This window comes from Peribacillus simplex, assembly GCF_030123325.1.
Taxonomy (GTDB): domain Bacteria; phylum Bacillota; class Bacilli; order Bacillales; family DSM-1321; genus Peribacillus; species Peribacillus simplex_D.
The window spans coordinates 2835704-2847912 of sequence record NZ_CP126106.1 but is presented as its reverse complement, the minus strand read 5'-3'; the positions used below and the strand labels follow the sequence as shown (position 1 = coordinate 2847912).

The following is a 12209-nucleotide window of genomic DNA, read 5'->3' as shown; positions in this document are numbered from 1 at the left end:
GCTTTTAATAAAAAACTTTAATGTTATCAGTATGTATAAAAAAGGGTATCGTTGTGTTGATTGCGGGAAAAGTAAGAACAATAATTATGTACGTTGTTATAAATATTTCAAAAGTGGAAACGGAAAAAGCAATGTATCGACGATAAACACACCAGTTACAAAACTGTATTAAATGATGAAATACGCTAGAGATGAGATAGACAACAGATTTATGACATTAATCATATTGAAAGATAACAGATCGGCACTATCATTATTTCAATTCTAGTTTACATAATATATATTATAGGAAGTTATATTTTTAATGTTAATTTTATCTCATATCTTAAGAATACTTAACTTAGTGAGACGAAATGCGAATTTTTTAAATTTATCCGCTACAATTATTTATTATTTTCGTTTTACCTAATTACGCATTGTTAACTAATACTTTATTTAGAAAAAAATGATTGATCTTCAATTTTATTTGGATTGCCAGTAAATTTTGCTTGGATTGAAGCTAATTTTACAATGAGTTAATTCCATAATATTTAATTCTCAAAGGTCATTTAAATTTCTCATTTTTATTATAAATCGTAAATTATCTGTTAATTTAATTGCTAATATTTTTCGTTATTATTGGTTAACGATTAATCACTTAATCATTTTAGGTCACTTATTATTTACTACTAATTAAATGTCCATTTGGCATGCCGTTGTCATCTGGAGTCATTGACTTCATAACTACTCCTATCTGAACCAATTCAGCATTTCTCGATACAATGAACTCGGATAAATCTTCTGTTGTTGTATATGTAGATATAGACATGAAGTAAATAAACGATTCCCCCCTTCAATCCAAAAACGCGCTCTGCTGAGACCCATTATTCATGTTTCTCTTAAATTTCTATAGTTATCAATACATTATGCTTAACTGACCTTATTTATCATTTTTGTTATTCTAATATATAAAATATATGGCGATATGAGAAAAATCACGGGTTAACACTTCCAGAAAATTATATTGATATACTTTTACCGATAACAACTCCAAGGTTTTTTAACGTAAAATTTCCGCTTTTTCTTCCTGAAAGTGATAATAGGTTCCTCTATTTAGCAACATAATCTCTCTTATAGCACCTAAATGGTGATCAATCCGCGCTGTTTTAAACTTATTTTTAAGTAAAGGTTGTGGATTTTAAGGAACAGCTTTCATAATTGCAACAGCCATGCAGTGAATCAATAGGAAGCTGCCAAGGGTTATAAGGTAAACCTTCAAATCGAGTATCATTCATTTATATGTAAATCGTAAAAGTCGATTTTTACATATAAATGAATTAAAAAGAAGTTTCAGAAATCAAGACAGATTATAAGTTAATGACAGTTGAAAACATATTTTTATAAAACGGTATAATAATGTTATGTAAACTCTAATCACGAAATGTTGATTACCTATTTCTTTGGTTCTTTTACAAAAGTCTTATCAAGAATTTGCTGAAAGTGGTTAGGAAGTAATTGATGAGTTATTTATGTATCTTTTTTTTTTCGTGAATTGGCTTTTCGCGTAGAGTTTCGATTGAACCCTATTTTCCCTTCAACCTTATGTCCAATAGACAAAAAAGGAACACGAGCACTTGATCTCATGTTCCTGATACATTATTTATGTTCGAATGGATTCGATACGGCTTTGGATGAATTCGAACGAGGTTTTTGCTTCTTGGACCATTTGTGTTATTAGTTCATTGACGGTCAATATTTCTTTTATCAGTCCTACGGATTGACCGCATGACCAGATTCCTCCGTCTAAATTTCCTTCAAAGTATACTTTCTTGCTTCGTTGTCCCGTAATTAGTGGAATTAATTCCTCTATGGTGGCACCTTCATTTTCAAGTTTGTCCACTTCTTTACTGACAGCATTTAATGCTACACGTGACGGACTGCCTATATTCCGCTGGATGACAACCGTATCCATTTCATTGGCCGATACCATCCATTGCTTCACGTTATCATGGATCGGTGCTTCTTGCGTTGCCATAAAGCGAGTCCCCATGATGATCCCTTCAGCACCGAGTGACAAGGCGCTAATCAGGCCTCTGCCATCCGAAAATCCTCCGCCTGCTATTATTGGAATAGTAACGGAGTCAACGGCTCTAGGGAGCATGACAAGCGTTCCCACATCCCCCATGCCTGGATGCCCGCCTGTTTCATTCCCTACAATGATAATGGCATCGACTCCTAATTTCTCTGCCGATATTGCGTTTTTGACGTTCGCTACCTTATGTATCACGGTAAAGCCGTGCTCTTTAAGTTTGGGCATTAAACTTTCTGGGCTTCGGCCACTCGTTTCAACAATTTTTACATCTTCATCAATTAAAATTTCGATGAACTCTTCATTCGGGGTTGCGGTTTGACTTGGAAACAGGTTCAGGTTGACAGCAAAGGGCTTATTGGTCAAAGTTTTCACTTTGTGTATTTCATCACGGAGACCTTCTGGTGTCACCTGTGTTTTCGAAGTTATGATACCTAGTCCCCCCGCTTCTGAAACGGCGGCTGCGAGCGGGGCCCGGCCAACTTGAAACATCCCGCCGCAAATAATCGGATATTCAATTCCCAATAATTCAGTAATTCTTGTTTTCATTTACCTACCCCTTTCATTTTCCATGGATCTCTATCAATCTACTCTTCTTACATAATGTACACACCATGTCTATATACCATACTTATGGAGCCGCTTATAAAATGTACTTCTTGGTATATCCATTAACTTTGCTGCAGCCGTCACATTCCCTCTTGATTTTTGTAAAGCCTCAATCATTAAATCCCGTTGAATTTTTTCACGGATCGTCAGTACATTTCCGTTGAGGTCTTTTTTACTTGGTTCCTCCCGTGAAGGGAAATTACCATGCCGGGTAACGGGCTGTGAATGCATGGAATTCAACACTTCAACATAATCCATAGGTCCTTCGGCAAGTAAGATGGTCAATCGTTGAAGTACATTCTGCAGTTCTCTAATATTGCCAGGCCAATTGTAATCCTTTAAACGATTCAATAATTCTTCCGTTAATGGAATATTCCAATTATTCTGTGAACACAAGTAGTTGACTAGATAAGGAATGTCTTCAATCCTTTCCCTCAAGGGCGGTACATGAATGGGGTAAACGTTCAACCGATAGTATAAATCCTTCCGAAAGGACCCTTCATTGACAAGCTCTTCAAGATTACGGTGTGTTGCAGTGATAATGCGAATATCCAATGAAATGCTTTTTGTGCCACCGATTGGAACGATTTTTCTTTCCTGGAGTACACGAAGTAAGGCCACTTGCATCGCTGAAGGGATTTCACCGATTTCATCGAGAAAAATGGTCCCTCCATTTGCCTGTTCGAACTTCCCTTTGTGCCCTTGCCGTTTAGCCCCTGTAAAAGCACCATCAACATACCCGAATAATTCACTCTCCATTAAATCTTTAGGTATGGCCCCGCAATTTATCGTGACGAACGGTCCTTTTTTACGGAAGCCATTTTCATGAATGGCCATGGCAATAAGCTCTTTCCCGACCCCTGTTTCACCAGATATATACACATTGGCTTCAGTCGGTGCAACAAGCTTCACATTGTGTAATGTGTTATGAAAGGCTTCGCTAACCCCGCTTTCCCCTTTGAAGGCAAACCTTTCTGCTGGCATTGAAGCAGGGAAAAGCCGATTGGTTTCATGACCATGATTCTCTGATAAGAATAAACACTTACCTGAAATCCTATTATCCTCTTTGGATAGAAGCGGATTTTCCTTTACGATTCGATATCCATGATTTAATAGATCAGCCAATGTCATACCAATGGATTGAGGAATTTTTTTGCGAATCTGTTTACTGGCGGAGATTATCATTCCTTTATGATTACAGACGATAAAAGGCAAATCTGGATAGGTCTCTGCAAGTTCTATCGAGTGCTGGGTCAGTGCCAGCTCCTTTTTATAGGAACGCACTCCCATTTCCTGTTCGATCGTATACGCCAAATTGGCTACCATACCCAGCATGGAAGGATGGAAATAATCTACTGGACATGATATATCCAAAACTCCCATTATCTTACCTTCTTCATTTAAAATGGGCATGGCAGAGCAACTCCATTTATGTGAGGCAATTGAATAGTGCTCGGTACCTTGGATCATTACGGCTTCACCCGTTTTCAAGGCTGTTCCTATTGCGTTCGTTCCGACCTCACCCTCCGTCCAGCATACGCCCTCCACAAAATTTATTTTGCCTGCCTCCTCGAGGATCTTCTCGCTTCCCGAAAGTGACAGGACATATCCATCCGGATCGACCAATAAAGCCATCATTCCAGATTCTTTTATCGATTGATTCATCCTAGTCAATTGGGGTGATGCCACTTCTAATAGGAAGGAGTTTTTTTCTCTTTGAATGTTCAATAATTCATTCGTCAAAATGTGTTTGCCTTTATTAAGGTATGGGTTGACTTGTTCTTTTTTGCAGCGATGCCAGGATTCCATTATTCGCTTGTTCAGACGATTTGAGTCGAGAACCCCTTCACTGACAAAGCGTTCCCATGTGCGTAGATAACAACTAGTGGATAGCATAAAATCCTCCTCTAATCATTTGGTTTAAACCTTCATTTGACCAGGGCCAATCTAGAGGAAAAATACCAGGGAGTATAAAATAGGATATTAATCGAGGTCCATTTAATTATAGTAGATTATGTATTCGCTTACAATATATAGATTTAGTTTACACAAAAAGCATCATGTGATCATTCACACGATGCTTCTCCATCTAACAATATAATGCGTTAGTTTTATGAAAATATAACCCCGCCATCAATCATGATGGATTGCCCTGTCATATAATCCGAATCCGTTGAAGCAAGGTAAGATACGAATTTCGCAACATCTTCTGGCGTTTCGGGGCGTCCTAAGGTTATGGAATCGGTAAACTTTTTAAATGTTTCACCTTTAGCAAGATTCATATATTGACCCATTTTTTCATCGATCAAATCCCACATTTGCGTACCGACAATTCCTGGACAATAGGCATTCACCGTAATGCCAAACTGGGCCAATTCCTGTGCTGCCGCTTGTGTAATGCCTCTTACGGCAAATTTTGTGGCCGAGTATGTACCTAGTAAACTAAAGCCTTTGTAACTGGCGATGCTGGCAGCACTAATAATTTTCCCGCCTTCCTGCTTTTTCATTTGTTCAGCAGCGGCTTGCAGGCAAAAGAGGACACCATTTACATTTATATTGAAAATCTGTTCCAGATCCTCTTGAGTTACCTCCAATAGAGGCTTTATCTGAGCAATTCCTGCATTTGAAACCATAACGTCCAGTTGTCCAAAACGTTCTACAACTTGATTCACCATATCGAATACTTCCCGTCTAGTGCTTACATCCGCTTTAACGGCAAAGCTTTCACGCCCAATTTCTCTGATCTCATTCACGACCGATTCAGCCGTATCCAGATTGACGTCATTAATGACTACATTCAATCCATCCTGAGCTAATCTTAATGCAATGGCACGTCCGATACCACGTCCTGCACCAGTGACTACCGCCGTCCGTTGACCGCTAGCCATACAAATAACCCCCTTCAGTTTTTTTATGAATGCACAGCTTGACCAACAACGTTCAAAAAAGCTTCATGTATGGATTCCGACAAGGTTGGATGTGCCGCTACAAAATCTCCCATCATATCTGCCGTTATTTCTGCATGCAGCATGACCGTACCTTGACCAATCAATTCTGTCGCATGTTGACCAACAATGGTAAAACCTACCGGTTCATTGGAAAGGATAGCTTTCCCATTTGCCGAAAAAGCGAATTCACCAACTTTAATGTCCCCATATTTTTTACGCGCTTCTTTTTCAGTCAAGCCTACACTGGCAATCTCCGGGGAGGTATAAATGCAGCGAGGGATTGCCCGGTAATTCACTTGTGCAAATTGACCACAGGCATTCAGAGCCGCAACTCGCCCTTCATGAAAAGCAACATGGGCAAGTTGTATGCCCCCTATCACATCTCCACAGGCATAAATCGATGGATTGCTTGTTTGCATTCGATCATCCACTGAGATGCCAAGTCGGGAAAAGTCAATATCATTTCCCTCTAAGCCCATTTCGTTCACTCTTGGTTTTCTCCCTATTGATACGAGTACGTAATCTGCATGAAGTTCTTCCAGTTCGCCATTGCTTTTCTCCAAAAATACCGTCTTGCTGTTTGCATTGATGTTTTTGACAGATGTGGAGGTATGGACCGTTACGCCTTGGTTTTTCAATTCTCCATGCAAGATGCTCGTAATATCATCGTCTTCCCCCGGAAGCAGCTTTGCCCCCATTTCGATAACGGTTACCTTGGTGCCCATCCTGCTATAAATACTGGCAAATTCACATCCGATGACGCCGCCTCCAACAATGAGCAGCGAATCAGGAATGGCAGGAAGTGACATGGCATGGCCACTGTGGATGATCCATTCACCATCAAACGGGGCAAAAGGTAAAGGAATCGGTTCGGACCCAGTTGAAATGATGATCTTACTAGCTTCAATCTCTTCATTTTTATTTCCGTTCTCGATCCGCAGTCGATGGCCCGACAGGATAGACGCTCTTCCCTGAATGACTTTTATTTTATTCTTATTCATTAAATATCGAATGCCGTTCACTAGTTTGGATATGACTTCTTTCTTTCGTTCCTGTACGGTATCCCAATCGACTTCAATCGAAGTGGAGGGCAGGCGAATTCCCATGTGCCCGGCATTTTTCACCAAGTCATACGTATCTGCACTTTTCAATAATGACTTCGTTGGCATGCAGCCTTCGTTTAAACAGGTGCCCCCCAATGGCCCATCGACTACCAATATGACTTCCTTATCCTGCTGGGCAGCAGTGATTGCCGCTACATACCCTGCAGGACCGCCGCCTATAATAGCTATACGATTCAAGAGCTTTCCCTCCTTTTCTATAAAATCACGGTGATCGGCTCTTCTAAATACCGTTTTAGTGTTTGTAAAAAGGCAGCCGCGGGTGCCCCGTCAAGTACACGGTGATCAAACGTTAAACTGAGTGGCAAGATCGTTCTCTTCTTCAATTCTTCGCCAATGTAACGCGGGGTATCGTATGCAGAGCCAATTCCAAGTATCCCCGTTTCCGGTGTATTGAGAATCGGTGTAAAATGCTCAACGCCATATGCTCCAAGGTTACTGATTGTAAAAGTGGACCCTTGCATGTCTTCAATGGGCAATTGACCGTCACGTGCACATCGGGCCAATTCCTTACCCTTTTTCGATAACTGTCTTAGGGTACAATTTTCGGCATTTCTTATAACGGGAACAACGAGCCCCTTTTCCAAGGCCACTGCTAATCCAAGATGGATTTGCTCATACAAAATGATGTTATCTTCAATATAAGCACTATTCATTTTAGGATGCTCTTTAAGTGAAAGCACGACAGCCTTGGCAACAAAGTCTGTTATAGTCAATTTAGTTGATTCCTGTTTTTGTAGCGTTTCAGTAGCCTGTTTTTGCAAAATGACTAAATCAGTGACATCAACTTTCATCGTTAGAGTTAATTGGGCACTGCTTTGCAAGCTCTCTTTCATACGTTTTGCAATGATGTTCCTCATTCCGGTTACAGGAATATGCTGCGGATTCTCTAAAGTAGGTTGGGGGGGAACTATTCTTTCTTCTGTATTTACTGACATGAAATCCCTTTTTTCAATTACTTTCTGTATATCTTCTTTAGTGATTCTTCCTCCTGGCCCGGTGCCTTGAATCTTCTCAATATCAAGATTCGCTGCCAGTGCCATTTTTCGTGCAACCGGGGTGATCATCAAGCGATCTCCCTTTGGCAAAATGGATGACTCTTTTGTTTTTGGCTTTTCTTGTTCAACAATTTTCGACTGGGTTGGTTCCGCAACTTGATCATCGATCATTATTTTTTCATTCGGATTTCCGATATGACAGATAACGGTTCCTGGAGGTACTCCTTGTCCTTCTTGAACTGCTATATTCAGAATCGTACCTTCCGCTGGAGATTCAATATCCATTTCTATTTTCTCTGAATTGATACTGGCAATTGCTTCACCTTTTTCGACTGGATCCCCAACAGCCTTGCTCCACAACGAAACAGTGCCTTCTTTCATTGCCATGCCCAATTTCGGCATTACTACCTCGACCGCCATATCTTTTTTCTCCCTTCAGATTGGTTTCTGTGTCCATCATTGGTTTTGTTGCTCCAACTTTTGCAGATCTATGCGAAAAAGCTGGAGCATGCATCATATAGATTTAATTACACCCCAAGAATGGAAGGCTCCCCCAATAATTCTGAAACGACTTGTATCACTTTTTCTGATGTTGGAAGGTAGATATCTTCAAGCGGTGGAGAAAAAGGTACAGGAGTATGTGGTGCCGTGATCCTCTTGATTGGCGCATCGAGCGTGTCAAATCCCTTATCCGCGACCAGTGCGGCAATATCCGTTGCGACGCTGCATCTTGGGTTCGCTTCATCGATCACGATCAAACGATTTGTTTTTGCCACTGAGTTGAGAATTGATTCTTCATCCAGTGGTGACAAGCTCCGCGGGTCGACAATCTCGACTTCAATGCCTTTAGCAGTAAGTTTTTCAGCAGCCTCCATCGCGGTGTGAACTTGTTTACCGATGGCAACGACCGTCAAATCCGAGCCTTTCCTTTTAATTTCAGCTTTGCCGATTGGGATTGTATAGTAGCCCTCCGGAACCTCCCCAACCATGTTGTAAAGCGTTTTATCTTCAAAAAAGATGACCGGATCATTATCTTCTATGGCTGAAAGTAAGAGCCCTTTTGCGTCATAGGGGGATGAGGGAACAACGACCTTCAATCCAGGAATGCTAGTGAACAAGGCATAAAGGCTTTGGGAATGCTGTGCCGCAGCTCTGAACCCTGCACCATGCATCGTACGGATTGTCACGGGAACCTGTGCTTTTCCTCCAAACATATAGCGGAACTTGGCACCTTGATTCAATACTTCATCCAAACAGCTGCCAATGAAATCATTGAACATTAGCTCGGCAATCGGTCGTAAGCCTGTCGAAGCGGCTGCCATGGCCGCCCCCATATAACCGGCTTCCGCAATGGGCGTATCAAGGATTCTATCGCGGCCAAACTCTTGAACCAATCCTTTTGTGACACCTAAAACACCACCCCATGCTTCGTCATCCTGCAAATGATCAACCTCTGCGCCTCCGGCTACATCCTCTCCCATAAGGATGACATTTTCATCTTTTCTCATTGCCATGGCCATTGCTTCATTTATTGCCTGTGACATACTGATTTTTCTACTCATCTCAATTCCTCCTTTTATTATTTAATAGGATACATAAACATCTTTTAATAAATCGGAAGCCTCTGGATATGGACTATCTTCACTGAACTTGACTGCTTGTTTGATAGATTCCTCAACGGCAATCTCAAGAGAAATCAGTTCTTTTTCAGCCAGTAGATTCTGTTTGAGTAAGTAATTCCTAAACAGGGCAATCGCATCTTTCTCTTGTATATGTTCCTTTTTATCTTGTTCTTTTTTATATTTCTGTGCATCTCCCTCGAAGTGTCCATAATTACGATAAGTAACGCATTCGATCAATGATGGACCGTCTCCCCTGCGAGCCCTCTGAACGGCTTCTTCGGCAGCCTTATACACAGCCAAAACATCTTTCCCATCCACTCGGACACCCGGGATATTGTAGCTAATCGCCCGATCGGCTATCGTTTTACAGCTAGAAGCATAATTGAATGGCGTTGCCTCCCCATACCCATTATTTTCTGCGATGAATATTACGGGTAGCTTCCAAATTGCCGCCAGATTTATACCTTCATGGAATGTCCCATGATTATTGGCACCATCACCAAAAAAACAAACACTAACATGATCGGTCTTCTTATATTTCGCAGTTAATGCTGCACCGCATGCGAGCGGAAAGCCTCCACCAACTATCCCGTTTGCACCTAACATCCCCTTATCCAAATCGGCAATATGCATGGAACCTCCTTTTCCCTTGCAAAGCCCTGTCACTTTCCCGTAGATTTCAGCCATCATCCCATTAAGGTCACATTCTTTTGCAATACAGTGGCCATGCCCCCTGTGAGTGCTTGTAATGCTGTCCTTTTCGGAAAGGTGGGCACATACTCCAACAGCTACCGCTTCTTCCCCAGCATATAAATGGACAAAACCTGGTAAAATCCCTTTAGCAAAAGATTCATGAACTTGGTCTTCGAATTTCCTGATCTCCAGCATTTTTTTGTACATCCAATAAGCCCTGTCCTGTGATAACTTGATTTCATTCGATTGAACCGTTTCCATTTTTTAGCCCCCAATCATTAATAATGAGTCAATCTTTATATTGATATTGCAAATGCCGTGCCAAGTTGGGAGGTCGGTAAAATTAGGATTTTATCTATTTTTAATCGAAACAAAACGAGACAAAATGAGATTGTTGTCTCGTTTTGTCTCGTTTTTTTAGATATACTATCCCAATTCAAAGAGAAAAGCTGGTTTGAATGTGGAGGCAGCCTGTTTAAGGAAAAGCACTTTATGCACCATTTATTTAAGTGTCAGTATTACTATCATGAATTTTGTTAAATAATTAGGGGGGAACGATAGGTAGTAATCTCTCCAACCTATCGTAATTTTTTTAATGCACCACTCCATGCAATCGTTTGATCTAACATTGCATGGATATTACCAAGGTGCAAATCAGCTGGTTTAAATGTCTTAAAGTTTTCAAAGTCTGTAAATAGTGATAATGTTGGATTTACCCGAACGTCCGCAACTAGTAATTCCCCTAAGATGCCACGCAAATGTTCGGCTGCACGAGCTCCGCCAGTTGAACCATAGCTCACGATACCCGCAGCTTTGTTGTTCCATTCATCACGTGCGGAATCAAGTGCGTTTTTTAATGCCCCTGTAATACTGTGATTGTATTCTTGTACGATAAACACAAATCCATCTAAGCTAGAAAGTTTTTCTGACCAAGCTAATAATCCTGGTTCTTTACCAGTACCTTCTCCGACAAAGGGCAATTTAAAATCTGCGATATCGACGATTTCATAATTTGCATCTACTCGTTTATCAGCTATTTCTTTTACCCAATTTCCTACTTGTGGACTAACGCGTCCTTTACGTGTGCTTCCTAAGATAATTCCGATATTTAATTTTTCCAATGATTTCTCCTCCTCGTTAATGACTGGCAAATAATTTGATTAAACTAAATAGATTTATAATTTTATGGATTTACAAATTTCCGATGTCTTCCACTAAGGTGTAGTATCCACCTTCTGAATCTTCAATAAGATGATTTATTTTGTTAAGGTGTTCTCTAAATTCACTTTTTTCTAACCAATTTTTATGATGATCAATACTCTCAAAGGTAGTTACCATAATTGCCTTATTTTTATCAACAGAACGATGCCAACGGCTACTAATCCAATCAGGAACACCTTGAGATCCCTTCTTGAAATTGAGTAGTTCTTCAGCTTGGATAGCAACCAATTCATCTAGTTTGCCTGGTTTAGCTGTAAATACATTTATCCATACTATTGTATTACTTGATTCCATATTCATAATCTCCTGTCATTTATATTATTTTTTCTCAAATCATTAAATTCGGAATTTTAGAGGGTGTCTGTACTAACTGTCATTATCAATCATGAAAAAATGCCCTAGTAAATGTTTGCACACACTCTCCACAATAAATGCCTCCAGGGACACGGTTGGTTAGTTCTATGGTCATCCAGGTTGTTCATAAAGGCCCCGAAATTCATCTTCATGAATGAAAACGCCTTCAGCTCTGGATCTGTGTGAATGAGCTTTCCTCCTTCATGCATCGTGTTAAAATATTTGGTCAAGATTCCCAGTAACTGTCGAGAGTGCTTATGTGCTCTTTCTCGAAGCCCAGGTAAATTGCCTGCCTCCTTGATACTTATCATAATCATTTTCGGGTTACGATTCATGATTTCATGATATGTTCGACTGATCATCTGTAAGTCTGAATGTAAATTCCACGATTTGCCCTTCATAAAAAAAAATTTGTCATCTCTTCGGCATAGTGATATCGGTCAAATGCCGTTTCTAGAAGATTTTTCTTGCTTCCAAAGCGACGGGACGGAACAGTGCTTTTTCACCCAAGCCTGTGGCAACAGCAATTACCTGAGTGGAGACACCGTTGTACCTTTTCTCTGTTAATAGATTGA

General features: G+C 40.4%; 10 protein-coding genes. All 10 read right to left on the bottom strand.

What is annotated here, in order from left to right; all coding sequences use genetic code 11:
- Positions 1-1639 precede the first annotated feature (1639 nt).
- On the bottom strand, positions 1640-2617 hold the full coding sequence (locus QNH43_RS13505; protein WP_283918227.1) for an NAD(P)H-dependent flavin oxidoreductase: 978 nt from the start codon (positions 2615-2617) through the stop codon (positions 1640-1642).
- A gap of 69 nt (positions 2618-2686) precedes the next feature.
- Positions 2687-4573: a sigma-54-dependent Fis family transcriptional regulator gene (locus QNH43_RS13500; RefSeq protein WP_283918226.1), complete on the bottom strand. Its 1887-nt coding sequence runs from the start codon at positions 4571-4573 to the stop codon at positions 2687-2689.
- Positions 4574-4788: 215 nt separating this feature from the next.
- Positions 4789-5565: an acetoin reductase gene (locus QNH43_RS13495; RefSeq protein ID WP_283918225.1), complete on the bottom strand. Its 777-nt coding sequence runs from the start codon at positions 5563-5565 to the stop codon at positions 4789-4791.
- Between the two features lie 23 nt (positions 5566-5588).
- Positions 5589-6926, bottom strand: coding sequence for a dihydrolipoyl dehydrogenase (gene lpdA, locus QNH43_RS13490; RefSeq protein WP_283918224.1), 1338 nt, complete (start codon positions 6924-6926; stop codon positions 5589-5591).
- A gap of 17 nt (positions 6927-6943) precedes the next feature.
- A complete protein-coding gene (locus QNH43_RS13485; protein ID WP_283918223.1) occupies positions 6944-8164 on the bottom strand; it encodes a dihydrolipoamide acetyltransferase family protein in 1221 nt (406 codons plus the stop codon).
- Positions 8165-8271: 107 nt separating this feature from the next.
- A complete protein-coding gene (locus QNH43_RS13480) occupies positions 8272-9306 on the bottom strand; it encodes an alpha-ketoacid dehydrogenase subunit beta (protein WP_076369227.1) in 1035 nt (344 codons plus the stop codon).
- Between the two features lie 21 nt (positions 9307-9327).
- A complete protein-coding gene (locus QNH43_RS13475; RefSeq protein WP_076369225.1) occupies positions 9328-10320 on the bottom strand; it encodes a thiamine pyrophosphate-dependent dehydrogenase E1 component subunit alpha in 993 nt (330 codons plus the stop codon).
- Between the two features lie 317 nt (positions 10321-10637).
- Positions 10638-11180 carry an NADPH-dependent FMN reductase gene (locus QNH43_RS13470; protein WP_283918222.1) on the bottom strand — a complete coding sequence of 181 codons (543 nt, stop codon included), beginning with the start codon at positions 11178-11180 and terminating at the stop codon, positions 10638-10640.
- Positions 11181-11250: 70 nt separating this feature from the next.
- Positions 11251-11574: a putative quinol monooxygenase gene (locus tag QNH43_RS13465; protein ID WP_283918221.1), complete on the bottom strand. Its 324-nt coding sequence runs from the start codon at positions 11572-11574 to the stop codon at positions 11251-11253.
- A gap of 104 nt (positions 11575-11678) precedes the next feature.
- Positions 11679-11945 carry a hypothetical protein gene (locus QNH43_RS27795; RefSeq protein ID WP_434060199.1) on the bottom strand — a complete coding sequence of 89 codons (267 nt, stop codon included), beginning with the start codon at positions 11943-11945 and terminating at the stop codon, positions 11679-11681.
- Between the last annotated feature and the right edge of the window lie 264 nt (positions 11946-12209).